Source organism: Litchfieldella anticariensis FP35 = DSM 16096 (assembly GCF_000409775.1).
GTDB lineage: Bacteria > Pseudomonadota > Gammaproteobacteria > Pseudomonadales > Halomonadaceae > Litchfieldella > Litchfieldella anticariensis.
On record NZ_KE332397.1, the window covers coordinates 22,018 to 43,573 of the forward strand.

At 58.8% G+C, this 21,556-nt stretch carries 33 protein-coding genes; 30 read left to right on the plus strand and 3 right to left on the minus strand.

Annotation, left to right across the window (positions count from 1 at the left end):
- Positions 1–12 precede the first annotated feature (12 nt).
- From rplD to rplQ, 26 genes are all read left to right on the plus strand, one after another.
- Positions 13–621, plus strand: coding sequence for a 50S ribosomal protein L4 (gene rplD, locus L861_RS23075; protein WP_016419082.1), 609 nt, complete (start codon positions 13–15; stop codon positions 619–621).
- Positions 618–914, plus strand: coding sequence for a 50S ribosomal protein L23 (rplW, locus tag L861_RS23080; RefSeq protein WP_016419083.1), 297 nt, complete (start codon positions 618–620; stop codon positions 912–914). The genes rplD and rplW overlap by 4 nt, the downstream gene beginning before the upstream one ends.
- Positions 915–931: 17 nt before the next feature.
- On the plus strand, positions 932–1,762 hold the full coding sequence (gene rplB, locus L861_RS23085) for a 50S ribosomal protein L2 (RefSeq protein WP_016419084.1): 831 nt from the start codon (positions 932–934) through the stop codon (positions 1,760–1,762).
- Between the two features lie 33 nt (positions 1,763–1,795).
- Positions 1,796–2,071 carry a 30S ribosomal protein S19 gene (gene rpsS, locus L861_RS23090; protein WP_009098993.1) on the plus strand — a complete coding sequence of 92 codons (276 nt, stop codon included), beginning with the start codon at positions 1,796–1,798 and terminating at the stop codon, positions 2,069–2,071.
- An 18-nt stretch (positions 2,072–2,089) separates the two neighbouring features.
- Entirely contained in the window at positions 2,090–2,422 is a 333-nt protein-coding gene (rplV, locus tag L861_RS23095; RefSeq protein ID WP_016419085.1) for a 50S ribosomal protein L22, read from the plus strand.
- A gap of 11 nt (positions 2,423–2,433) precedes the next feature.
- Entirely contained in the window at positions 2,434–3,132 is a 699-nt protein-coding gene (gene rpsC / locus L861_RS23100; RefSeq protein ID WP_016419086.1) for a 30S ribosomal protein S3, read from the plus strand.
- A 15-nt stretch (positions 3,133–3,147) separates the two neighbouring features.
- Positions 3,148–3,561: a 50S ribosomal protein L16 gene (gene rplP / locus L861_RS23105; RefSeq protein ID WP_016419087.1), complete on the plus strand. Its 414-nt coding sequence runs from the start codon at positions 3,148–3,150 to the stop codon at positions 3,559–3,561.
- Entirely contained in the window at positions 3,561–3,752 is a 192-nt protein-coding gene (gene rpmC / locus L861_RS23110) for a 50S ribosomal protein L29 (RefSeq protein WP_016419088.1), read from the plus strand. The genes rplP and rpmC overlap by 1 nt, the downstream gene beginning before the upstream one ends.
- Before the next feature lies 1 nt (position 3,753).
- Positions 3,754–4,014, plus strand: coding sequence for a 30S ribosomal protein S17 (gene rpsQ, locus L861_RS23115; protein ID WP_027947895.1), 261 nt, complete (start codon positions 3,754–3,756; stop codon positions 4,012–4,014).
- A gap of 51 nt (positions 4,015–4,065) precedes the next feature.
- Complete coding sequence (gene rplN / locus L861_RS23120) at positions 4,066–4,437, plus strand: 50S ribosomal protein L14 (RefSeq protein ID WP_016419090.1); 372 nt, start codon at positions 4,066–4,068, stop codon at positions 4,435–4,437.
- A 14-nt stretch (positions 4,438–4,451) separates the two neighbouring features.
- Positions 4,452–4,769: a 50S ribosomal protein L24 gene (rplX, locus tag L861_RS23125; protein WP_016419091.1), complete on the plus strand. Its 318-nt coding sequence runs from the start codon at positions 4,452–4,454 to the stop codon at positions 4,767–4,769.
- 18 nt (positions 4,770–4,787) lie between these two features.
- Positions 4,788–5,327 (plus strand): 50S ribosomal protein L5, encoded by a 540-nt coding sequence (rplE, locus tag L861_RS23130; protein WP_016419092.1) that lies wholly within the window; start codon positions 4,788–4,790, stop codon positions 5,325–5,327.
- A 10-nt stretch (positions 5,328–5,337) separates the two neighbouring features.
- Positions 5,338–5,643 (plus strand): 30S ribosomal protein S14, encoded by a 306-nt coding sequence (rpsN, locus tag L861_RS23135; protein ID WP_016419093.1) that lies wholly within the window; start codon positions 5,338–5,340, stop codon positions 5,641–5,643.
- A 32-nt stretch (positions 5,644–5,675) separates the two neighbouring features.
- Entirely contained in the window at positions 5,676–6,068 is a 393-nt protein-coding gene (gene rpsH / locus L861_RS23140; RefSeq protein ID WP_016419094.1) for a 30S ribosomal protein S8, read from the plus strand.
- A gap of 9 nt (positions 6,069–6,077) precedes the next feature.
- Positions 6,078–6,608, plus strand: a complete 531-nt coding sequence (gene rplF, locus L861_RS23145) for a 50S ribosomal protein L6 (protein ID WP_016419095.1) — start codon at positions 6,078–6,080, stop codon at positions 6,606–6,608.
- 9 nt (positions 6,609–6,617) lie between these two features.
- Positions 6,618–6,968 carry a 50S ribosomal protein L18 gene (gene rplR, locus L861_RS23150; protein WP_016419096.1) on the plus strand — a complete coding sequence of 117 codons (351 nt, stop codon included), beginning with the start codon at positions 6,618–6,620 and terminating at the stop codon, positions 6,966–6,968.
- An 11-nt stretch (positions 6,969–6,979) separates the two neighbouring features.
- Positions 6,980–7,480 carry a 30S ribosomal protein S5 gene (gene rpsE / locus L861_RS23155; protein WP_016419097.1) on the plus strand — a complete coding sequence of 167 codons (501 nt, stop codon included), beginning with the start codon at positions 6,980–6,982 and terminating at the stop codon, positions 7,478–7,480.
- 6 nt (positions 7,481–7,486) lie between these two features.
- A complete protein-coding gene (rpmD, locus tag L861_RS23160) occupies positions 7,487–7,669 on the plus strand; it encodes a 50S ribosomal protein L30 (protein ID WP_016419098.1) in 183 nt (60 codons plus the stop codon).
- A gap of 3 nt (positions 7,670–7,672) precedes the next feature.
- Positions 7,673–8,104 carry a 50S ribosomal protein L15 gene (gene rplO / locus L861_RS23165; RefSeq protein WP_016419099.1) on the plus strand — a complete coding sequence of 144 codons (432 nt, stop codon included), beginning with the start codon at positions 7,673–7,675 and terminating at the stop codon, positions 8,102–8,104.
- Complete coding sequence (gene secY / locus L861_RS23170; RefSeq protein WP_016419100.1) at positions 8,105–9,436, plus strand: preprotein translocase subunit SecY; 1,332 nt, start codon at positions 8,105–8,107, stop codon at positions 9,434–9,436.
- A gap of 29 nt (positions 9,437–9,465) precedes the next feature.
- Positions 9,466–9,579, plus strand: a complete 114-nt coding sequence (gene rpmJ, locus L861_RS24390; protein ID WP_031384759.1) for a 50S ribosomal protein L36 — start codon at positions 9,466–9,468, stop codon at positions 9,577–9,579.
- 125 nt (positions 9,580–9,704) lie between these two features.
- Entirely contained in the window at positions 9,705–10,061 is a 357-nt protein-coding gene (gene rpsM, locus L861_RS23175) for a 30S ribosomal protein S13 (RefSeq protein WP_016419101.1), read from the plus strand.
- A gap of 39 nt (positions 10,062–10,100) precedes the next feature.
- On the plus strand, positions 10,101–10,487 hold the full coding sequence (rpsK, locus tag L861_RS23180) for a 30S ribosomal protein S11 (protein WP_011505752.1): 387 nt from the start codon (positions 10,101–10,103) through the stop codon (positions 10,485–10,487).
- A gap of 12 nt (positions 10,488–10,499) precedes the next feature.
- Entirely contained in the window at positions 10,500–11,120 is a 621-nt protein-coding gene (rpsD, locus tag L861_RS23185) for a 30S ribosomal protein S4 (protein ID WP_016419102.1), read from the plus strand.
- Between the two features lie 84 nt (positions 11,121–11,204).
- A complete protein-coding gene (locus tag L861_RS23190) occupies positions 11,205–12,203 on the plus strand; it encodes a DNA-directed RNA polymerase subunit alpha (RefSeq protein WP_016419103.1) in 999 nt (332 codons plus the stop codon).
- A 39-nt stretch (positions 12,204–12,242) separates the two neighbouring features.
- A complete protein-coding gene (gene rplQ / locus L861_RS23195; protein ID WP_016419104.1) occupies positions 12,243–12,629 on the plus strand; it encodes a 50S ribosomal protein L17 in 387 nt (128 codons plus the stop codon).
- 202 nt (positions 12,630–12,831) lie between these two features.
- On the opposite strand, the gene uvrA is transcribed toward rplQ, so the two are convergent.
- Complete coding sequence (gene uvrA / locus L861_RS23200; protein ID WP_016419105.1) at positions 12,832–15,702, minus strand: excinuclease ABC subunit UvrA; 2,871 nt, start codon at positions 15,700–15,702, stop codon at positions 12,832–12,834.
- A gap of 145 nt (positions 15,703–15,847) precedes the next feature.
- Between uvrA and L861_RS23205 the strand changes: the two genes are divergently transcribed.
- The 4 genes from L861_RS23205 to L861_RS23220 are packed head-to-tail and all read left to right on the plus strand — an operon-like array spanning position 15,848 to position 19,517.
- Entirely contained in the window at positions 15,848–17,242 is a 1,395-nt protein-coding gene (locus L861_RS23205) for an MFS transporter (RefSeq protein ID WP_027947894.1), read from the plus strand.
- Positions 17,243–17,300: 58 nt separating this feature from the next.
- Entirely contained in the window at positions 17,301–17,852 is a 552-nt protein-coding gene (gene ssb / locus L861_RS23210) for a single-stranded DNA-binding protein (RefSeq protein WP_016419107.1), read from the plus strand.
- A gap of 37 nt (positions 17,853–17,889) precedes the next feature.
- Positions 17,890–18,759 (plus strand): sugar nucleotide-binding protein, encoded by an 870-nt coding sequence (locus tag L861_RS23215; protein WP_016419108.1) that lies wholly within the window; start codon positions 17,890–17,892, stop codon positions 18,757–18,759.
- Positions 18,756–19,517 (plus strand): lysophospholipid acyltransferase family protein, encoded by a 762-nt coding sequence (locus L861_RS23220; RefSeq protein ID WP_016419109.1) that lies wholly within the window; start codon positions 18,756–18,758, stop codon positions 19,515–19,517. Before L861_RS23215 ends, L861_RS23220 begins: the two co-directional genes overlap by 4 nt.
- A gap of 72 nt (positions 19,518–19,589) precedes the next feature.
- Here the strand turns inward: L861_RS23220 and fabB are convergent, their stop codons facing one another.
- Positions 19,590–20,807, minus strand: a complete 1,218-nt coding sequence (gene fabB, locus L861_RS23225; RefSeq protein ID WP_016419110.1) for a beta-ketoacyl-ACP synthase I — start codon at positions 20,805–20,807, stop codon at positions 19,590–19,592.
- Between the two features lie 13 nt (positions 20,808–20,820).
- Entirely contained in the window at positions 20,821–21,336 is a 516-nt protein-coding gene (gene fabA, locus L861_RS23230; RefSeq protein ID WP_016419111.1) for a 3-hydroxyacyl-[acyl-carrier-protein] dehydratase FabA, read from the minus strand.
- Positions 21,337–21,556: the final 220 nt, after the last annotated feature.

Sequence of the window (21,556 nt, forward strand, 5' to 3'; positions counted from 1 at the left end):
GGGGGTTGACCGATGAATCTGAATCTTGCAGGCGCTGGTGCCGGTACTGTCGAAGTGTCCGATGCCACCTTTGGCAAAGAATTCAACGAGGCGCTGGTACACCAGGTCGTTACCGCCTATCTGGCTGGTGGTCGTCAGGGTACACGAGCCCAGAAGAATCGTTCCGACGTGCGTGGTGGTGGCAAGAAGCCGTGGCGTCAGAAGGGTACTGGTCGTGCGCGTGCCGGTACCATCCGTTCTCCGCTGTGGCGTAGTGGCGGTGTGACTTTTGCGGCCCGTCCCCAGGACCATTCGCAGAAGGTCAACCGCAAGATGTATCGCGCGGCAATGCGCTCGATTCTCTCTGAGCTGGTGCGTCAGGAGCGTCTGGTGGCGGTCGACGAGATTTCCGTCGAGGCGCCGAAGACCAAGCAGCTCGTTGCCAAGCTCAAGGAGCTCGGTCTGGAGAAAGTGCTGATCGTTACCGAGGAAGTCGACGAGAAGCTGTATCTGGCTGCCCGCAACATTCCCAACGTGGATGTGGTGGACGTCGCTGCCGCCGATCCGGTGAGTCTGGTTGCCTTTGACAAGGTGCTGGTCACCGTCTCCGCTCTGCGCAAATTCGAGGAGAAGCTGGCATGAACCAGGAACGCGTATTCAAGGTTCTGCTTGGTCCGCACGTGACCGAGAAGGCCGCCTTCGCCGCCGAGAACAACCAGTACGTTTTCAAGGTGGCTAGTGACGCGACCAAGCCGGAAATCAAGCAGGCCGTCCAGGCCTTGTTCGGCAAGAAGGTCGATCGTGTGCAGGTCTTGAACGTGAAGGGCAAGACCAAGCGCACCGCACATGGCGTCGGTCAGCGCAAGGGTTACCGCAAGGCATACGTGACCCTGGCCGCGGGCGAGACGCTCGAAGACTTCTCTGGCGCCGAATAAGGGCAGGAGTACGGATCATGGCAGTAGTTAAGACCAAACCCACATCCGCCGGTCGTCGCCACGTTGTCAAGATCGTTAGCGACGAGCTCTACAAGGGCCGGGCCTATGCGCCGCTGCTTGAAAAGCAGTCCAAGTCCGGTGGGCGTAACAACAACGGTCGTATCACCACCCGTCATGTGGGCGGTGGTCACCGTCACCATTATCGTCTGGTCGATTTCAAGCGCACCAAAGATGGCGTTCCCGCCATTGTCGAGCGCATCGAATATGACCCGAACCGCAGTGCCCATATTGCGCTGCTGAAGTATCTGGACGGCGAGCGTCGTTACATCATCGCGCCCAAGGGCGTGAGCGCTGGCGACACACTCGAGTCCGGTGTCAACGCGGCGATCAAGCGGGGTAATACCCTGCCGCTGCGCAACATCCCGGTGGGTTCCACCGTGCACTGCATCGAGCTCAAGCCCGGTAAGGGTGCGCAGATCGCTCGTAGTGCCGGGGCCAGTGCCCAGTTGGTTGCACGTGAAGGAAACTATGCCACCCTGCGCCTGCGCTCTGGCGAGATGCGCAAAGTGTTGGCCGAGTGCCGTGCGACCCTCGGTGAAGTGAGCAACTCCGAGCACAGCCTGCGTCAGCTTGGTAAGGCCGGTGCAAAGCGCTGGAGAGGTGTGCGCCCGACCGTTCGTGGTGTCGCCATGAACCCGGTGGACCACCCGCATGGTGGTGGTGAAGGTCGCACCAGTGGTGGCCGTCATCCGGTCACTCCGTGGGGCGTGCCCACCAAGGGTCACAAGACCCGCAAGAACAAGCGCACCGATAAGCTGATCGTTCGTCGCCGCAAGGCCCGGAACTGAGATCCAACGCCAAGACATTAAGAGGTAACGGCTGTGCCACGTTCACTGAAGAAAGGTCCCTTCATTGACCTTCATCTGCTGAAGAAGGTTGAGGCTGCAGTGGAAAAGAACGACCGCAAACCGATCAAGACCTGGTCGCGTCGTTCGATGATCCTGCCCAATATGGTCGGGCTCACCATTGCGGTCCATAACGGTCGCCAACACGTCCCGGTGCACGTCTCCGAGGAAATGGTTGGCCACAAGCTGGGCGAATTCGCTGCTACCCGCACCTACCGCGGCCATGCGGCGGACAAGAAAGCCAAACGGTAAGCCAGAGAGGATTGAGAGATGGAAGTCACAGCTAAGCTGCGTGGCGCTCGTTTATCCGCCCAGAAGGCCCGTTTGGTGGCTGACCAGGTGCGCGGTAAACCTGTCGCCGAAGCGCTCGACCTGCTGACCTTCTCACCGAAGAAGGCTGCCAAGCTGGTCAAGAAGGTGCTGCAGTCCGCTATTGCGAACGCGGAAGAAAATAACGGCATGGACATCGACGAGCTGCGTGTCTCGACCATCTGCGTCGATGAGGGCATGACGCTCAAGCGCATCCAGCCGCGCGCCAAAGGCCGCGCGGACCGTATCTTGAAGCGCACCTGCCACATCACCGTCAAGGTAGCCGAGAAGTAGGAGTCGACCAGATGGGTCAGAAAGTCAATCCAACAGGCATTCGGCTGGGTATTGTCAAGGATCACACTTCGGTGTGGTACGCCGAACGCGGTGCCTATGCCGACAAGCTGAATAACGACCTCGAAGTGCGTCGCTTCCTCGAGGAGCGCCTCAAGAATGCGTCCGTAAGCCGCATTCATATCGAGCGTCCGGCAAACAATGCACGTATCACCATTCACACTGCTCGTCCGGGCATCGTGATTGGCAAGAAGGGTGAGGATGTCGACCGTCTGCGTCGCGACGTCACCCAGATGATGGGCGTGCCAGTACACGTCAACATCGAGGAAGTCCGCAAGCCGGAACTCGATGCCCAGCTCGTCGCGCAGAACATTGCCGGCCAGCTAGAGCGTCGCGTGATGTTCCGTCGTGCCATGAAGCGTGCGGTGCAGAACTCCATGCGCCTCGGCGCCGGCGGCATCAAGGTGATGCTTTCCGGACGTCTCGGCGGCGCGGAAATCGCCCGTACCGAATGGTATCGCGAAGGCCGGGTGCCGTTGCACACTCTGCGCGCGGATATCGATTACGCCACCTACGAGGCTCACACCACCTACGGCGTCATCGGCGTCAAGGTGTGGATCTTCAAGGGTGAAATCCTCGGGGGCATCGAAGAGGTCCGCGCCAAGGCTAAACAGCCGCAGGCCGCGCCCTCCAAGAAGAAAGGTTCCAGGTAAGGGGAGAGCGAATCGATGTTACAACCCAAGCGTATGAAATTCCGCAAGATGATGAAGGGCCGCAACCGTGGCCTGGCACATCGCGGAAGCAAGGTGAGCTTCGGCGAATACGGCCTGAAAGCCACTGGGCGCGGTCGCGTCACCGCCCGCCAGATCGAAGCTGGTCGCCGTGCCATCACCCGTCACGTCAAGCGTGGCGGCAAGATCTGGATCCGGGTGTTTCCGGACAAGCCGATCTCCAAGAAGCCCCTGGAAGTCCGTATGGGTAAAGGGAAGGGCTCTGTGGAGTACTGGGTCGCGCAGATCCAGCCAGGCCGTGTCCTTTACGAGATCGAAGGCGTTTCTGAAGAGCTGGCGCGTGAGGCATTCAGCCTGGCCGCTCAGAAGTTTCCGGTCTCCACCACCTTTGTGAAACGGACGGTGATGTGATGAAAGCCCAGGAAATTCGTGATAAGTCGGAAGGGGAACTGCGTGAGCAGCTCTTCGAACTCCTCCGCGAGCAGTTCAACCTGCGCATGCAGAAGGCCACCGGCCAACTGAGCCAGACTCATCTGCTCAAGCAGGTCCGTCGGGATATCGCCCGTGTGAAGACTGTGCTCAACGAGAAAGCAGGTGATTGAGATGGCTGAAGAGAAGAAAGCCCGTATGCTCACCGGCAAGGTGGTGAGCGACAAGATGGACAAGTCCATCGTCGTGATGATCGAGCGCCGTGAGCGTCATCCGATTTACGGCAAGTACGTGAAGCGCTCTACCAAACTGCATGCCCATGACGCGCAGAATCAGGCGAAGGCCGGCGACACCGTTTCCATCGCGGAATCGCGTCCCCTGTCCAAGAAGAAAGCCTGGACACTGGTCGAGGTGGTCGAGCAGGCCAAAGGCTGAGCTCGATCCCCTGCAGAACCAGTGTGGTCAGATTAGGTTTGGAGAAAACCGATGATTCAGACACAGACAATGCTGGATGTCGCCGACAACAGCGGTGCGCGCCGGGTGCAATGCATCAAGGTGCTGGGCGGTTCTCACCGTCGCTATGCCCGCGTGGGCGATATCATCAAGGTCACGGTGAAGGAAGCCATTCCGCGAGGTAAGGTCAAGAAAGGCCAAGTCCTCAAGGCGGTGGTGGTTCGCACTCGTAGTGGCGTCCGTCGTGGTGACGGCTCGCTGATCCGCTTCGACGGAAATGCGGCGGTTCTGTTGAACAACACCAACGAGCAGCCGATCGGCACCCGTATCTTCGGACCGGTGACCCGTGAACTTCGGACCGAGAAGTTCATGAAGATCATTTCCTTGGCGCCCGAAGTGCTGTAAGGAGCGAGGCGGATATGCAAAAGATCAAACGTGACGATGAAGTGATCGTCATCGCCGGCAAGGACAAGGGCAAGCGTGGCACGATCAAGCGCGTCCTCAAGGACGACCGCTTCGTCGTGTCCGGTGTGAACATGATCAAGCGTCACACCAAGCCCAACCCCATGGCGGGCAATCAGGGCGGTATCGTCGAGCGCGAGGCTCCGATTCACGCGTCCAACGTAGCCATCTTCAATCAGGAGACCGGTAAGGCGGATCGCGTCGGCTTCCAGGTGAAGGAAGACGGTACCAAGGTACGTATCTACAAGTCGACGCAGACGCAGATCGACGCCTAACGCGAGTCGGGTAGCAAAATGGCGAACTTGAAAGAACGTTATCAAAACGAGGTGGTGGCTCAACTCAAAGAGCAGTTCAGCTACGCCAACGTGATGCAGGTACCCCGGATCACCAAGGTGACTCTGAACATGGGTATCGGTGACGCGACCAGCGACAAGAAGCTGATCGAGAATGCCATCGGCGATCTGGAGAAGCTCTCCGGTCAGAAGCCGTTGGTGACCAAGGCACGTAAGTCCATCGCGGGCTTCAAGGTGCGTGAAGGCTGGCCCATCGGGATCAAGGTCACACTGCGCAGTGCGCGCATGTGGGAGTTCCTGGACCGCCTGGTGAACATCGCGATCCCCCGCGTGCGTGACTTCCGTGGTCTCAACCCGAAGTCCTTCGACGGTCGTGGCAACTATTCCATGGGGGTGCGTGAGCAGATCATCTTCCCGGAGATCGAATATGATAAGATCGACCGGATTCGTGGTCTGGATGTCACTATCACCACCACTGCCAATACCGACGAAGAAGGTCGTGCGCTGCTGAGCGCGTTGAACTTCCCGTTCAAGAAATAAGGGTGGGATCATGGCAAAGAAGAGCATGGTTGAGCGCGAACTGAAGCGCACCAAGCTGGTCGAGAAGTATGCTGCCAAGCGTGTAGCACTCAAGGCCATAATCAACGACGTGAACGCTTCCGACGATGAGCGCTTCAACGCGCAGCTCAAGTTGCAACAGCTGCCGCGCGACTCTAGCCCAGTGCGTCAGCGCAATCGCTGCCGCATCACTGGTCGTCCGCACGGCTTCTACAACAAGTTCGGGCTGGCCCGTAACAAGCTGCGTGAAGCCGCCATGCGTGGTGACGTTCCTGGTCTCAAGAAGTCCAGCTGGTAACGGCCACGTAGAATTATCAGGAGCGTAACGTAATGAGCATGCAAGATACGCTGGCGGATATGTTCACCCGCATCCGCAATGCGCAGATGGCTACCAAGGAGACGGTCACCATGCCGTCCTCCAAGCTCAAAGTCGAGCTGGCCCGCGTGTTGAAGGAAGAGGGTTACATCAATGACTTCGCCGTCACCGAAGGTGCCAAGCCCGAGCTGACCGTCAGCCTCAAGTACTTCGAGGGTAAGCCGGTCATCGAGCACATCCAGCGAGTTTCCAAGCCATCCCTGCGCCAGTACAAGGGCAAGGACGCGCTGCCGAAGGTCGCCGATGGCCTGGGGATCGCGATCGTTTCCACCTCCCAGGGCGTGATGACCGATCGTGCGGCCCGTCATGCCGGTGTCGGTGGTGAAGTCATCTGCACCGTATTCTAGGAGTTTGGAATGTCCCGCGTAGCCAAATATCCGGTTAAATTGCCTAGCGGCGTCGAGGTCAAGCTCGACGGCGACCAACTGACCGTCAAGGGCGGCCAGGGCTCGCTCGCCATGACCGTTCACTCTGATGTGGTGATCGGCCAGGAAGAGGGTCAGTTGACCTTTACTCCGAGCGAGACCGCCAAGAGCTGGGCAATGGTCGGAACTACCCGTGCACTGGTCCAGAATCTGGTCACCGGTGTAAGCGAGGGCTTCACCAAGACCCTCGAGATCAATGGCGTCGGCTATCGTGCCCAGGCAAGTGGCAAGACGCTCAACCTGACACTGGGCTTCTCTCACCCGGTCGAGTACACACTGCCCGAGGGTGTCACGGCGGAAACGCCGAAGAACACCACCATCGTGCTGAAGAGCGCGGATAAGCAGCAGCTCGGCCAGGTAGCCGCGGAAATTCGCGCCTTCCGTCCGCCTGAACCCTATAAGGGCAAGGGAATTCGGTATGGCGACGAACAGGTCCGCCGCAAAGAAGCCAAGAAGAAGTAAGGCAGGGTTATGAACGCGAAGAAAGAATCTCGTCTCCGTCGTGCCCGCCGCGCTCGCGCCAAGATTCGCGAGCTGGGCGTGTATCGCCTGTGCGTCAACCGTACCCCGCGCCACATCTATGCGCAGATCATCTCGCCAGATGGTGGCAAGGTCCTGGCCAGTGCATCCACGCTGGACAAGGCACTGCGTGAGGGTGCAACCGGCAATGCAGACGCCGCTGCCAAGGTGGGGGCACTGATTGCCGAGCGCGCTAAGGAAGCGGGCATCACTCAGGTGGCCTTCGATCGTGCCGGTTTCAAGTACCATGGCCGCGTCAAGGCCCTGGCCGATGCCGCACGTGAAGGCGGTCTGAAATTCTAAAGGGTTTTACGATGGCGAAGAATGAACAGAACGGCGGCGATCTGCAGGAAAAGCTCGTGCAGGTCAACCGCGTCGCCAAAGTGGTCAAGGGCGGCCGTATTTTCGGTTTCACCGCGCTGACCGTCGTTGGCGATGGCAATGGTCGCGTTGGCTTCGGCCGCGGCAAGGCGCGTGAAGTGCCGGTCGCGATTCAGAAGGCTATGGATCAGGCGCGTCGCAACATGATCAAGGTGAGCCTCAGTGGTAGCACACTGCAGTACCCGGTCAAGGCCCGTCACGGTGCCTCCAAGGTGTACATGCAACCGGCTTCCGAAGGTACCGGGATCATCGCTGGCGGCGCCATGCGCTCCGTGCTCGAGTTGGCTGGTGTACACGACGTGCTGGCCAAGTGCTACGGCTCTACCAACCCGGTGAACGTGGTGCGTGCGACCGTCAAGGGGCTCGCCGCCATGCAGGCGCCGGAAGACATCGCCGCCAAGCGCGGGTTGTCAGTCGAAGCGATCACGGGGTAAGACACCATGGCAGCAACGATCAAGGTTACCCAGACCCGCAGCACCATCGGCGTCCTGGCCAAGCACAAGGCCACTATGAAGGGCTTGGGTCTGCGCCGCATCGGTCATACGGTCGAACTGGAAGACACCCCTGCCGTGCGCGGCATGATTCACAAGGTCAATTACCTTGTGCGTGTTGAGGGAGAGTAATCCATGAAACTCAATACTTTGAGTCCGGCACCGGGCTCCAAGCACGCCGAGAAGCGCGTCGGTCGTGGTATCGGTTCCGGTCTAGGTAAGACCGGTGGCCGTGGCCACAAGGGTCAGAAGTCGCGTAGTGGCGGTACGGTCAAGCCCGGTTTCGAGGGCGGCCAGATGCCGTTGCAGCGCCGTCTGCCCAAGTTCGGCTTCACTTCCATGAAGTCGCTGGTCTCCGAAGAGGTGCGCCTGGCCGAGCTGGCCAAAGTCGAGGGTGATGTTACCCTGGACAGCCTCAAGAAGGCCAACGTGCTAAAGGACGCCACGCAGCATGCGAAGGTGATCCTCTCTGGCGAACTGAACAAGGCGGTCACTGTTCGTGGTCTCAAGGTCACTAAAGGTGCCCGTGCCGCGATCGAAGCCGCTGGCGGCAAGGTAGAGGACTAAATGGCTAAGTCAGGTAACATGCCGGCGATGGGTAGCGGACTGGGCGAACTCTGGGCGCGTCTGCGTTTCGTGTTCCTTGCCATCGTGGTGTACCGCATCGGTGCCCACATCCCCGTTCCCGGTATCAATCCTGACCAGCTTGCTGCCTTGTTCAGGGAGCAGCAGGGCACCATCCTGGGACTGTTCAACATGTTCTCGGGTGGTGCGCTGGAGCGCATGAGTATCTTCGCCTTGGGCATCATGCCGTACATCTCGGCGTCGATCATCATGCAGCTTCTCACCGCGGTCTCACCTCAGCTCGAGCAGTTGAAGAAGGAGGGTGAGTCCGGTCGTCGCAAGATCAGCCAGTACACTCGTTATGGCACGGTGGTCTTGGCCTTTGTCCAGGCGGTTGGTATGTCCGTCGGTCTGGCGGGTCAGGGTATCGCCTATACTGCTGACTTCAGCTTCTATTTCACCGCCGTGATCACCTTCGTGTCGGGTGCGGTGTTCCTGATGTGGCTGGGGGAGCAGATCACCGAGAAGGGCATCGGTAATGGTATTTCGTTGCTGATCTTTTCGGGGATCGTGGCGGGGCTGCCGGGCGCTGTGGGTCAGTCGTTCGAACTGGCTCGCAACGATGGAGCCTGGAACGTGTTGCCGCTGTTGGCACTCTCCGTGCTGGGGATCGCCACTGTGGCGTTCGTGGTATTCATCGAACGCGGCCAGCGCCGCATCACGGTGAACTATCCACGCCGTCAGGTGGGCAACAAGATGTACGCCGGTCAAAGCAGCTATTTGCCGTTGAAGGTCAACATGGCGGGTGTCATCCCGGCGATCTTCGCGTCCAGCATTCTGTTGTTCCCCGCTTCCCTCGGCCAATGGGTCGGTGCCGGCGAGGGCATGGAATGGCTGCAGACGGCTTCCCTGGCTCTGGGGCCAGGGCAGCCACTGTACATCTTGCTTTTCGGCGCGGCGGTGATATTCTTCTGCTTCTTTTACACAGCGCTGGTCTTCAACCCCAAGGATGTCGCTGACAACCTCAAGAAGTCAGGGGCCTTCTTGCCGGGTATTCGTCCGGGCGAGCAGACCGCTCGCTACATCGACAAGGTGATGACCCGTCTGACCCTGTTCGGTGCCCTGTACATCACTGCGGTTTCCCTGATGCCTCAGTTCCTGATCGTGGCCTGGAATGTGCCGTTTTTCTTTGGCGGTACTTCCCTGCTGATCGTGGTAGTGGTGATCATGGACTTCATGGCTCAGGTGCAGTCACATCTCATGTCGCACCAATACGAGTCAGTGATGAAGAAGGCCAACCTGAAAGGCTACGGTAGCGGCGGCATCATGCGCTGAGGCGCGCCGTCCGCGATTTGGAGAGAACGATGAAAGTTCGAGCTTCCGTAAAGAAAATGTGCCGCAATTGTAAGATCATTCGTCGCAATGGCGCCGTGCGTGTCATCTGCACCGAGCCGCGGCACAAGCAGCGCCAGGGCTGAATTTCTGGCAGTTGTCATGAACCGGTGCCGGCATACCCCTTGCCCTTGGCTGGGTAAAGGGGTATGCTGTTGCGCCTTTTGTAGTTGATCCAACGAGCAAGCCGCTCAAATTTCGGAGTAAGCTGATGGCCCGTATTGCAGGCGTCAATATCCCGGACAACAAGCATGCGGCGATCTCGCTGACCTATATCTTCGGGATTGGCCGTACTCGTGCACAGAGCATCTGTGCCGCTTCCGGCATTGCGCCGACCACCAAGATTCAGGATCTGTCCTCTGAAGAGCTGGACACCCTGCGTGCTGAAGTCGGCAAGTATACCGTGGAAGGTGACCTTCGTCGTGATGTGACGCTGAATATCAAGCGTCTCATGGACCTGGGTTGCTATCGTGGTCTGCGTCATCGTCGTGGTCTTCCGTTGCGCGGTCAGCGCACCAAGACCAACGCGCGTACCCGTAAGGGGCCGCGTAAGCCGATTCGCAAATAACACGCATGTTCTGGCGTTAAGACAGGAAGAAACATCAACATGGCTAACCCGCGTAGTAACCGTAAAAAGGTGAAAAAGCAGGTGGTGGATGCGGTCGCCCACATCCATGCCTCTTTTAACAATACGATCGTGACGATCACAGACCGCCAGGGCAATGCTCTCTCTTGGGCAACTGCCGGTGGTTCGGGTTTTCGTGGTTCTCGCAAGAGCACCCCGTTCGCTGCTCAAGTGGCAAGCGAGCGTGCAGCGACTGCTGCAGCCGAGTATGGTGTGAAAAACGTCGACGTGCTGGTCAAGGGCCCTGGTCCTGGCCGTGAGTCCGCCGTGCGCGCACTGAATGCCGCCGGTTTCCGCGTGCAGAGCATCACCGACGCGACGCCCGTTCCCCACAACGGCTGCCGTCCGCCGAAGAAACGCCGCGTTTAAGGAGACAGACTCATGGCTCGTTATATTGGACCGAAGTGCAAACTGTCTCGTCGTGAAGGTACCGATCTCTTTCTCAAGAGCGGTGTCACTCCCTTCGAGAAGAAGTGCAAATCCGAGCAGATCCCGGGTGTGCACGGCCAGCGCCGTCAGCGTCTTTCCGACTACGGCTTGCAGCTTCGCGAGAAGCAGAAAGTGCGTCGTATCTACGGCGTGCTTGAGAAGCAGTTCCGCAACTACTACAAGGAAGCAGCCCGTCTGAAGGGTGCGACCGGTGAAGTGTTGTTGCAACTGCTCGAATCCCGACTGGACAATGTCGTCTACCGCATGGGCTTTGGCACCACACGTGCTGAAGCACGTCAGCTGGTGAGCCACAAGGCGATCGCCGTCAATGGTCGTACCGTCAATGTGGCCTCTTATCAGGTCAAGCCGGGCGACGTGGTGTCCGTTCGCGAAAAGGCCAGGAACCAGGCCCGTATCCAGAATGCGCTGGGCATTGCCGCACAGCGTGGCGATGTGGCTTGGGTCGAGGTCGACGCCAAGAAGATGGAAGGCACTTTCAAGGCTCTGCCTGAACGCGGCGACTTGTCTGCCGACATCAACGAAAACCTGATCGTCGAGCTGTACTCGAAGTAATTGCCCTCAAGGTGATGTCGGACCCCGCGAGTGGGTCCGATACAGAGTACCGAGTATCCGTTTGGCAGCCTAAAGGTGTTCATCATGCAGCGTTCAGTGACAGAGTTTCTCCGTCCTCGCGATATCAAGGTCGAAGAGATCAGCGCGCACCACGCGAAGATCGTGCTCGAGCCATTCGAGCGCGGTTTCGGTCACACACTGGGGAATGCGCTGCGTCGCATCCTGCTCTCTTCCATGCCCGGTTGTGCCGTGGTGGAAGCTGAGATTGCCGGTGTCGACCACGAGTACAGTGCGATCGAAGGGGTTCAGGAAGACGTCATCGAAGTCCTTCTGAATCTCAAGGACGTGGCCATCAAGATGCATAGCCGCGACGAGGCGGTGCTCACGCTGAACCAGCAGGGCCCGGCCGTCGTGACTGCGGGTGACATCGTCACCGATCATGATGTGGAAATCGTTAACCCCGAGCACATCATCGCCCACGTCAACGAAGGTGCCGAGCTGAAGATGCAGCTCAAGGTGGCCCGCGGCCGTGGTTATGAGCCGGCGGATACCCGCGATGGCGCAGATGAAGAAACTCGTGCCATCGGCCGCCTGCAGCTGGATGCGACCTTCAGCCCTGTGCGTCGCGTTTCCTATGCTGTTGAGGCCGCGCGTGTCGAACAGCGCACTGACCTCGACAAGCTGGTCATCGACCTGGAAACCGACGGCACCCTGGATCCGGAAGAGGCGATCCGTCGCAGTGCTACCATACTGCAGGAGCAGTTGGGTGCATTCGTCGACCTGGAAGCCGACAAGGAGCAGGAAGTCGAGGAGGAAGAGGATCATATCGATCCCATCCTGCTGCGCCCCGTAGACGATCTCGAGTTGACCGTCCGCAGCGCCAATTGTCTGAAGGCCGAGAATATCTACTACATCGGTGATCTGATTCAGCGTACCGAAGTCGAGTTGCTGAAGACGCCGAACCTCGGCAAGAAGTCTCTGAATGAGATCAAGGACGTGTTGGCGGCGCGTGGTCTGTCCCTTGGCATGCGGCTGGAAAACTGGCCGCCGGCGAGCCTGAAGGACGACAAGGCCTCTGCGTGAGCGTCGACTCGAGTCCCAGTTTGGTAAGGAATCACAACCATGCGTCATCGTAAGAGTGGTCGTCATCTGAATCGTACCAGCTCGCACCGTCAGGCCATGTTCAAGAACATGTGCGTGTCGTTGGTCGAGCACGAAGTCATCAAGACAACCCTGCCCAAGGCCAAGGAACTGCGTCGCCATATCGAGCCGCTGATCACCCTGGCTAAGCAGGACAGTGTCGCCAACCGTCGTCTGGCCTTCAGCCGTACCCGTTCAAAGGAAGCGGTTGGCAAGCTCTTTAATGAGCTGGGTCCGCGTTACGTCGAGCGTCCGGGCGGTTACGTCCGTATTCTCAAGTGCGGTTTCCGCACTGGCGACAACGCGCCCATGGCCTACGTCGAACTGGTCGACCGTCCGGTCGTCGAGGAAGCTGCTGGCGAGGAGTGATCCTCGGACAGGTGCTTCCGACTCGACAAACAAAACCGGCTCCGAAAGGAGCCGGTTTTTTTGTGAGCTTGAAGAGCGGCGCTGCGCGCCTGGAAGAGTGAAGAGGAAAGACGTCGCTTCGCGACTTGAAGACGGAAGAAAAAGCGAGACACTGCCTTCCTTCTTCCTTCTTCCTTCTTCCTTCTTCCTTCTTCCTTCTTAGTCAGGTCTCCGCCATGCTCGTGGCTCGTGTCTCTCGACTCGCTGGTTGCTTCTCCAGCAACGACTTGAGAAAACGTCCTGTGTGCGATGTGTCCATTCTCGCCACTTGCTCTGGAGTGCCCTCGGCGATGATACGTCCACCACCGGAGCCGCCCTCGGGGCCAAGATCGATGATCCAGTCGGCGGTCTTGATCACGTCAAGATTATGCTCGATGACCACGATGGTATTGCCATGGTCGCGTAAGCGATGAAGTACCGTCAGCAACTGACGGATATCCTCAAAGTGCAGTCCCGTCGTGGGCTCGTCGAGAATATAGAGGGTCTTCCCGGTATCGCGCTTGGCCAGTTCGCGGGCCAACTTGACACGTTGGGCTTCCCCGCCGGAAAGAGTGGTGGCGCTCTGCCCTAAGCGGATGTAGGAGAGCCCTACATCCATTAAGGTTTGCAGGCGTCGCGCGATGGCCGGCACCGGGCTGAAGAATTCCAGTGCTTCCTCCACGGTCATCTCCAGCACCTCGTGGATGTTCTTGCCCTTGTACTGGATATCCAGCGTCTCGCGGTTGTAGCGCTTGCCCTTGCACACATCGCAGGGCACATAGATATCAGGGAGGAAGTGCATCTCGACCTTGATCACACCTTCGCCCTGGCAGGCTTCACAGCGTCCGCCCTTGACGTTGAACGAGAAACGCCCTGGCTTGTAGCCACGCGAGCGAGCTTCCTGAGTGCCGGCAAACAGTTCGCGGATCGGAGTGAAGATGCCGGTGTAGGTTGCCGGGTTGGAGCGGGGTGTGCGGCCGATAGGGCTCTGATCGATGTCGATGATCTTGTCGAGGTGATCGAGGCCTTCGATGCTGTCATATGGCGCCGGAGTCAGGGTGGTGGCTTTGTTGAGCTCGCGTGCAGCTATTGGCATCAATGTCGAATTGATCAAGGTCGATTTTCCGGATCCCGACACGCCGGTGACACAGATGAACAGACCCAACGGCAGTTCGAGGGTAACATCGAGCAGGTTGTTGCCTCGAGCTCCGGTCAAACGCAGGGTCTTTTCCGGATTGCCGGGGATCCGCCAGGGCGGCACCTCGATGCATCGGGTGCCGGCCAGATATTGACCAGTGAGTGACTCAGGATGTGCCTCGACGTCGGCGGGTGTGCCTTGGGCGACGATGCGCCCGCCGTGAACCCCAGCTCCGGGGCCGATATCGAGCACATGATCGGCGGCACGGATGGCATCCTCGTCATGCTCGACGACGATAACGGTGTTGCCTAGGTCACGTAGGTGTTCGAGGGTCTTGAGTAGCCGGTCGTTGTCGCGCTGATGCAACCCGATGGAGGGTTCATCGAGGATATACATCACGCCCACTAGGCCGGCGCCGATCTGGCTGGCCAAGCGGATGCGCTGGGCTTCACCTCCAGAGAGTGTTTCAGCACTGCGCTCGAGATTGAGATAATCGAGACCGACGTTGACCAGGAATTCCAGCCGCGCGTGGATCTCGCGGATGATCTTGATGGCGATCTCGCCCTTGCGTCCGGGTAGCGATAGCGTCTTGAAGTATTCCCAGGCTTCGCCGATCGGCAGGCGCACGATATCAGGCAGTGCGCGTTCATCAATGTAGACGTGCCGCGATTCCTTGCGTAGTCGCGAGCCGTGACAGGTTGGGCAGGGTTGCACGGCGAGGTAGCGGGCCAGATCTTCGCGCACCATGTTGGACTCGGTCTCGCGATAGCGCCGCTGCATGTTGGGCAACACGCCCTCGAAGGGGTGCTCGCGAGTGACCTTGCGGCCACGATCGTTGACGTAAGTAAAGGCGATGTCGTCGTCGCCACTACCATGCAGAACGATATCGCGCTCATGGCGTGCCAGGTCCAGCCAAGGCGTTTCCAGCGCGAAGCGGTAGTGTTGCGCAACTGCCTGGAGTTGGTTGAAATAGTAAACGCTGCGCCGATCCCAGCCCTTGATCACACCTTCGGCCAGTGACAGTTCAGGATGGCTGATCAGTTTGTCGGGGTCGAAGAACTGCTGTGCACCCAAGCCATCGCAGGTGGAGCAGGCTCCGGCTGGGTTGTTGAACGAGAACATGCGTGGCTCGAGTTCGGCGATGGAATAGCCGCATATAGGACAAGCAAAGCGAGACGAGAAGGTCATGTCTTCGTGCTCGCCATCCATGAAGTGGATCACGGCGATACCATCGGCCAATCCCAACGCTGTTTCGAAGGACTCAGCCAGGCGCTGTTGCAGGCCTTCACGCACCTTGATGCGATCGACCACCACGCTGATATCGTGTTTCTTGTTCTTGTCCAGCGGGGCAATGTCATCGAGTTCAAGCGCTTGGCCATCGACCATGGCACGCACAAACCCCTGTGCTCGCAACTCGCTAAGCAACTGCAAGTGTTCGCCCTTGCGTCCTTTGACCACCGGGGCCAGCAGCATCAGTTTACTGCCTTCCGGCAGCGCCAGGACTTGATCAACCATCTGCGAGACAGTCTGAGCCTCGAGGTCCTCGCCATGCTCGGGACAGCGTGGCGTGCCGGCGCGAGCGAACAGCAGGCGTAGATAGTCGTAGATCTCGGTGATGGTGCCGACCGTAGAGCGTGGATTGTGGGATGTGGACTTCTGTTCAATGGAAATTGCCGGAGACAGTCCCTCGATATGGTCGACGTCGGGTTTCTCCATCATCGACAGGAACTGGCGGGCATAGGTCGATAGCGATTCCACGTAACGGCGCTGTCCCTCGGCATAGAGGGTGTCGAAGGCCAGCGAGGACTTGCCCGAGCCGGACAGACCAGTGACCACGATCAGTTTGTCGCGGGGCAACTCGACATCGATTTGCTTGAGGTTGTGGGTGCGGGCACCCCTGACCAGGATCCTGTCCATTGCCACCTCGTGCCGTAGGCAAAAGGCCAATTATACGGCGTCGTTCCATGCCACAGCAAAGCGAAGCTGGCTTTCGTGTGGAATGTCTCCTTTCCCTGTGTGGCACCGAGCCGGTAGAATATAGAGTTTCTTCGTTGGACGTCCTATCCGCATGGTCTCTCGTCTGTTATTACCCACCGAGCGCCGTGCCATCATCGGTCTGGCTGGCCTGTACGCTTCGCGTATGCTGGGGCTGTTCATGGTGCTGCCGGTATTGGCGCTGTATGCCGAAGGGCTCGCCGGTGCGACTCCGCTGTTGGTGGGGCTAGCCTTGGGGGGCTATGGCCTGACCCAGGCGCTATTGCAAATTCCTTTCGGCCTGCTGTCCGACCGCATCGGTCGCAAGGTAGTGATCTCTTTTGGGTTGTTGCTGTTTCTGCTCGGTAGTGTAGTGGCCGCTCAGGCTGACAGCATCGGTGGCGTCATCGCGGGACGCTGCCTGCAAGGCAGTGGCGCAGTGGCAGCGGCAATCATGGCACTGGTTGCTGACCAGACTCGTGAACAGGTGCGCACTGCCGCGATGGCAACCATCGGCCTGTCGATCGGCGTAGCCTTTGCCGTAGCTATGGTACTGGGGCCGCTACTGGCCTCGTCATTCGGATTGGCGGGCGTGTTCTGGTTCTCTGCCGGTCTTGCAGCCTTGGGGCTGGTGGTACTGTGGCAACTGGTGCCTAAGGCACCGAAGCGAGTGTCACGTCATCGAGATGTGGTCCTGGATCGTCGTCAATTGAAGGCCATGCTGGGGCGCAGTGATCTGCTACGCCTGGATTTTTCGATCTTCGCCCTGCATCTGGTGCTGATGGCTATCTTTGTCGCCGTGCCTTTCCGTTTGTTGGAGGCAGGGATCGCCGTGGAGCATCATGGCAGTGTTTACCTGGCGATCATGGCATTGGCTTTCGTCGGCATGGTGCCATTGGTCATCGTGGCCGAGAAGAAGCGGCGAATGAAGACTGTTTTTCTGGTGGCTGTCGCAAGTATGGCTGTATGCCTGATGGTACTGGGGTTCGTCAGCACATGGTGGGCATTGGCTGCCTTACTGCTGGGATTCTTTACAGCATTCAATCTGCTCGAGGCGACATTGCCATCCATGATCAGCAAGTTGGCGCCGGCGGGTGCCAAAGGAACTGCCATGGGGGTTTACTCAACCAGTCAGTTTCTTGGCGCCTTCCTGGGAGGTGTGCTGGGAGGGACGCTGGCACAACACTTCGGGAATGATGCGGTATTCTACGGCTGTAGCCTGGTTGCCCTGGTCTGGCTGGTGGCAATCTGGGGCATGCCGACACCGCGTCACTTGGCCAGCGAAGTGGTGGCGCTCGATGAGGGAACCCATGGCGATGCTTTGGACACCTTGATGGAGCGTTTCGCCGAGGTGGCGGGCGTGGAAGATGTGCTGGTGGTTCCCGAGGATCGCGTCGTCTATCTGAAGGTGGATCGGCAGCGGCTGGACAGCGACGCCTTGGCACGAATTGCCAGGACACGGCACGATCACAAGGGCGCTTGAGGGCGTCCATACATACTCATACAAGCTTTATTTTGGTAGAGAGCATAAGGAGACCGGCATGGCCCGCGGCGTAAACAAAGTTATCTTGATCGGCAATCTGGGGCAGGATCCGGAAGTGCGTTTTACGCCCTCCGGTACTGCTGTCGCCAACCTCAACCTGGCGACCACCGACACTTGGACCGACCGTCAGAGTGGCCAGCGCCAGGAGCGCACCGAATGGCATCGTGTGGTGCTGTTCAACAAGCTGGCGGAAATCGCTCAGCAGTATGTCAAGAAGGGATCGCGACTGTATATCGAAGGTCGCCTGCAGACTCGTAAGTGGCAGGATCAGAATGGACAAGACCGTTATAGTACTGAGATCGTCGCCAGCGACATGCAAATGCTCGACAGTCGAGGGGCTCAAGGCAGCGACTTCCCGGCGCAGGGCAACTATCCCCAGCAGGGCAATTATGGCAATGCGCCGCAGTCGGGTAACTATGGCCAACCGCAAGGTGGCCAGTCGGCTCGTCCCGCTCAGCAACCCCCCGCCCAGAACGGCCAGCAGGGTAACAACTATGGTGCACCGAACCCAGGCAGTTTCGATGACTTCGATGACGAGATTCCTTTCTGATGGTGTTACACATCGTCATTTCATGTAGGGAGCCATCGTGAAGTTGCTGATTCTGGATGCTGGGCACTGTCTGAGCCTGGCATTGGCCCGTGAGGCTAGCCGGCGTAGCGATTCTGAGCTGGTGATCGAAGCAGGGTTGGATCTGGCGCCGAACCGACTCGATGAGATCGCACCGGATGCCTTGGTGATTCCACCGCTGACCCAGCCGATCAGTGCCGAGCCTGCGGCGGTGGTTGCCCATGCCGAGGCCGTAGAGGCTTGTCTGACGGCCTGCTATCAGGCACGTATTCCATTGGTCTGGTGCGTGTCGGATCAGCTCTATGAAGATGGCTTTGATGAGCCCATCGACGAACATGTGATTCCAGCACCGCGCGACGAAAGCTTGCGGCGTCTGATCCTGACTGGCGACAGGATTCGTGAGCGGCATCCCCGGCATCTGATCGTGCGTTTAGGCCCGCTATTTGCCTTGGAGGGCGCCGAAGCCTGGTTGAGTGAGCTGCTCGATAGTTTGATGGCCGGTGATGAAGTGCGCGCTGCCGAGGATATTATCTTTTGTCCTACGTCGGCCGATGCTGCCGCCATGGCTTTATTAGGGATGTTGCATCAATTGCATTGCGGTGCTGATGCCTGGGGAGCCTATCATCTGGCAGGTACCGAACCAGTTAGTGCCTATACCTTTGCTTCCATGGTGCGCACACAACTGGCTACTCGTCTGGAAGGGGCGGGTGAGGCAGTTGAACTCGGAACTCTCAAGGCTCTCAAGCATCACCATGGCCACCCGTTACGCCGGGTGCTCAATTGCCGTCGCGTGTTGGAGGCTTTCGGTGTACATCAGAAACCCTGGCGACTGGAGGTTGGTCGAATGCTGGATGCCTGGTGTCGCGACCGTACCGAGGAGCCGGCATGAATCTGGTGCGTAGCCTACTGTTCTATGTAGGATATTTTTTGGCGATGTTGATCTGCGGTGTGCTGTTCCTGCCGGTGGCCCCCCTCTTGCCGCTCGGTGAACGCTACCGGTTACTCAACCTCTACAACCACTTCATCATCGCCTGGTTTCGCGTTACTTGCGGGGTGCGGTATACGATCCAAGGCCGTGAGCATCTGCCGGCCGGCCCCTGCGTGATTCTTGCCAACCACCAGTGCGAGTGGGAGACCATTTTCCTGCAGTTACTCAAGCCACCCGTGTGCACGGTACTCAAGCGAGAATTATTGAACATTCCTCTGTTCGGCTGGGGGCTGCGCTTGCTCAAGCCAATCGCCCTCGATCGTTCGAAGCCGGCACGTGCCATGAAACAGGTGCTGACTCAGGGCAAGGAGCGTTTGGAAGAGGGGTTGTCGGTACTGATTTTTCCCGAGGGCACTCGTGTTGCACCTGGCCAACGTCGACGCTACAACAAGAGTGGGGCGGTGATAGCCTGTCGTGCCGGGGTTCCGGTCTTGCCGGTGGCTCACAACGCTGGTGAGCGTTGGCCCGGTCGCCACTGGGTCAAGAATGGTGGTTTGTTGAGCGTAGTGGTTGGTGAGCCGATCGCCACTAGCGGGCGTAGTCCTGAAGACGTGTTGGGTGAAGTCGAAGCCTGGATCGAAGCGCGGCTTGCTGAGATTTCTGAAGTGCCTCGACCGCTACGCGAAGCTGAGCAGACAACTGAGAGGCTGCCGGGTTAGCTATATCGGTAATATGAATGAAACGGCGCCCTATGCAGGCGCCGTTCTTCATGGCTGGGCCGGCCGATAGCATTAGCGGCGCTGCTTTTCCAGTACCAGGCAGGCATTGGTGCCACCGAAGCCGAAGCTGTTGGATAGCACGCGCTGGATACCTGTACCGTCACGTCGCTGAGTGACGATATCGAAGCCTTCGGCCTGATCGTCGAGCATCTCGACATTGGCCGAGGCGGCGATGAAGTCGTGCTCCAACATCAACAGCGAATAAATGGCTTCCTGCACCCCGGTCGCGCCCAGTGAGTGACCGGTCAGCGACTTGGTGGAACTCATCGCCGGTGTCTGGCTGCCAAATACCTCACGGATCGCCTTGAGTTCAGCGACATCGCCTACCGGAGTGGAGGTGCCATGAGTGTTGATGTAGTCGATACCACCATTGACAGTGGCAAGCGCCTGACGCATGCAGCGCGCGGCGCCTTCGCCTGAAGGAGCGACCATGTCGTAGCCATCGGAAGTGGCTCCGTAGCCGACGACTTCGGCATAGATCTTGGCTCCGCGAGCCTTGGCGTGCTCGAGTTCCTCAAGCACCACCATGCCACCGCCGCCGGCGATCACGAAACCATCACGCGCTTTGTCGTAAGGGCGCGACGCTTTGTCAGGGCTATCGTTGTAACTGGTGGACAGGGCTCCCATGGCATCGAACAGGCAGGAAAGTGTCCAGTGCTCTTCCTCGCCGCCACCGGCGAAGACTACATCCTGCTTGCCGAGTTGTATCTGCTCCACGGCACTACCTATGCAGTGAGCCGAGGTGGCACAGGCGGAGGAGATCGAATAATTCACGCCTTTGATCTTGAAAGGCGTCGCCAGACAGGCAGATACCGTGCTGCCCATGGTGCGAGTCACGCGATAGGGGCCGACACGGCGCAATCCTTTCTCACGCATTACATCTGCGGCTTCCACCTGATTGGCGCTGGAGGCGCCTCCCGAACCGGCGATCAGGCCGGTGCGCTCATGGGAAACCTGCTCCGGTGTGAGGCCAGCATCCTCGACTGCCTGGACCATGCTGATATAAGCATAGGCAGCGGCGTCCCCCATAAAGCGGCGCAACTTTCGATCGATCAACGAATCGAGATCTATATCGACTACACCGGCCACCTGACTGCGGAAGCCGAGCTCGGCATATTCATCCTTGAAGCGGATGCCGGAGCGCCCGGTCTTGAGCGCTTCGAGAACTTGGTGTTGGTCGTTGCCGAGGCAGGATACGATGCCCAGGCCGGTGACTACCACTCGTCGCATGGGAGCCTCCTGGTCAGAAATTCGCAGTGGAGGTAAACAGGCCGACCCGCAGGTCTTTGGCCTGGTAAATCTCACGCCCGTCGACGGCCACAGTGCCGTCGGCGATGCCCAGAATCAGGCGCCGGGTGATGATGCGCTTCACATGGATATGGTAGGTGACCTTCTGAGCTTTGGGCAGAATCTGGCCGGAAAACTTGACCTCACCGCATCCCAACGCACGACCTCGACCCGGATGGCCGAGCCAGCCCAGATAGAAGCCTACCAATTGCCACATGGCATCCAGGCCCAGGCAACCAGGCATGACGGGGTCGCCAGGAAAGTGGCACTCGAAGAACCAGAGGTCGGGTTTGATATCGAGTTCGGCGATCAGTTCGCCCTTGCCGTGATCGCCGCCCTCCTCGTGGATACGAGTGATACGGTCGAGCATCAGCATGTTAGGAGCCGGCAGTTGGGCATTGCCGGGACCGAAGAGTTCGCCTTGGCTGCATGCCAGCAGCTCGTCACGGCTAAAGGAGTGTTGCTTGGTCACTGAGTCGTTCCGAGAGTCGAAATTTTTGTGCTCCGCATCTGTCGCGGACCCCGTGCATTCTACTGTCAGCCAGCAATGATTGCACACGGGACTTCGGCTGGCCACCAATGACCGATAAACCAATGGTCGGCAAGTTGCTGTTCGTGCACCCATTGCTTGCGCAGGGCTCAAGTGCCGGGGCATGATGCCGATAATGTTTCCAATGATGACATTGTGTAAA

Bases quoted from the DNA above. Each gene is read 5' to 3' on its own strand.
- rplD (WP_016419082.1), top strand. From the start codon at position 13: ATGAATCTGAATCTTGCAGGCGCTGGTGCCGGTACTGTCGAAGTGTCC.
- rplW (WP_016419083.1), top strand. From the start codon at position 618: ATGAACCAGGAACGCGTATTCAAGGTTCTGCTTGGTCCGCACGTGACC.
- rplB (WP_016419084.1), top strand. From the start codon at position 932: ATGGCAGTAGTTAAGACCAAACCCACATCCGCCGGTCGTCGCCACGTT.
- rplV (WP_016419085.1), top strand. From the start codon at position 2,090: ATGGAAGTCACAGCTAAGCTGCGTGGCGCTCGTTTATCCGCCCAGAAG.
- rpsC (WP_016419086.1), top strand. From the start codon at position 2,434: ATGGGTCAGAAAGTCAATCCAACAGGCATTCGGCTGGGTATTGTCAAG.
- rplP (WP_016419087.1), top strand. From the start codon at position 3,148: ATGTTACAACCCAAGCGTATGAAATTCCGCAAGATGATGAAGGGCCGC.
- rpmC (WP_016419088.1), top strand. From the start codon at position 3,561: ATGAAAGCCCAGGAAATTCGTGATAAGTCGGAAGGGGAACTGCGTGAG.
- rpsQ (WP_027947895.1), top strand. From the start codon at position 3,754: ATGGCTGAAGAGAAGAAAGCCCGTATGCTCACCGGCAAGGTGGTGAGC.
- rplN (WP_016419090.1), top strand. From the start codon at position 4,066: ATGATTCAGACACAGACAATGCTGGATGTCGCCGACAACAGCGGTGCG.
- rplX (WP_016419091.1), top strand. From the start codon at position 4,452: ATGCAAAAGATCAAACGTGACGATGAAGTGATCGTCATCGCCGGCAAG.
- rplE (WP_016419092.1), top strand. From the start codon at position 4,788: ATGGCGAACTTGAAAGAACGTTATCAAAACGAGGTGGTGGCTCAACTC.
- rpsN (WP_016419093.1), top strand. From the start codon at position 5,338: ATGGCAAAGAAGAGCATGGTTGAGCGCGAACTGAAGCGCACCAAGCTG.
- rpsH (WP_016419094.1), top strand. From the start codon at position 5,676: ATGAGCATGCAAGATACGCTGGCGGATATGTTCACCCGCATCCGCAAT.
- rplF (WP_016419095.1), top strand. From the start codon at position 6,078: ATGTCCCGCGTAGCCAAATATCCGGTTAAATTGCCTAGCGGCGTCGAG.
- rplR (WP_016419096.1), top strand. From the start codon at position 6,618: ATGAACGCGAAGAAAGAATCTCGTCTCCGTCGTGCCCGCCGCGCTCGC.
- rpsE (WP_016419097.1), top strand. From the start codon at position 6,980: ATGGCGAAGAATGAACAGAACGGCGGCGATCTGCAGGAAAAGCTCGTG.
- rpmD (WP_016419098.1), top strand. From the start codon at position 7,487: ATGGCAGCAACGATCAAGGTTACCCAGACCCGCAGCACCATCGGCGTC.
- rplO (WP_016419099.1), top strand. From the start codon at position 7,673: ATGAAACTCAATACTTTGAGTCCGGCACCGGGCTCCAAGCACGCCGAG.
- secY (WP_016419100.1), top strand. From the start codon at position 8,105: ATGGCTAAGTCAGGTAACATGCCGGCGATGGGTAGCGGACTGGGCGAA.
- rpmJ (WP_031384759.1), top strand. From the start codon at position 9,466: ATGAAAGTTCGAGCTTCCGTAAAGAAAATGTGCCGCAATTGTAAGATC.
- rpsM (WP_016419101.1), top strand. From the start codon at position 9,705: ATGGCCCGTATTGCAGGCGTCAATATCCCGGACAACAAGCATGCGGCG.
- rpsK (WP_011505752.1), top strand. From the start codon at position 10,101: ATGGCTAACCCGCGTAGTAACCGTAAAAAGGTGAAAAAGCAGGTGGTG.
- rpsD (WP_016419102.1), top strand. From the start codon at position 10,500: ATGGCTCGTTATATTGGACCGAAGTGCAAACTGTCTCGTCGTGAAGGT.
- L861_RS23190 (WP_016419103.1), top strand. From the start codon at position 11,205: ATGCAGCGTTCAGTGACAGAGTTTCTCCGTCCTCGCGATATCAAGGTC.
- rplQ (WP_016419104.1), top strand. From the start codon at position 12,243: ATGCGTCATCGTAAGAGTGGTCGTCATCTGAATCGTACCAGCTCGCAC.
- uvrA (WP_016419105.1), bottom strand. From the start codon at position 15,702: ATGGACAGGATCCTGGTCAGGGGTGCCCGCACCCACAACCTCAAGCAA.
- ssb (WP_016419107.1), top strand. From the start codon at position 17,301: ATGGCCCGCGGCGTAAACAAAGTTATCTTGATCGGCAATCTGGGGCAG.
- L861_RS23220 (WP_016419109.1), top strand. From the start codon at position 18,756: ATGAATCTGGTGCGTAGCCTACTGTTCTATGTAGGATATTTTTTGGCG.
- fabB (WP_016419110.1), bottom strand. From the start codon at position 20,807: ATGCGACGAGTGGTAGTCACCGGCCTGGGCATCGTATCCTGCCTCGGC.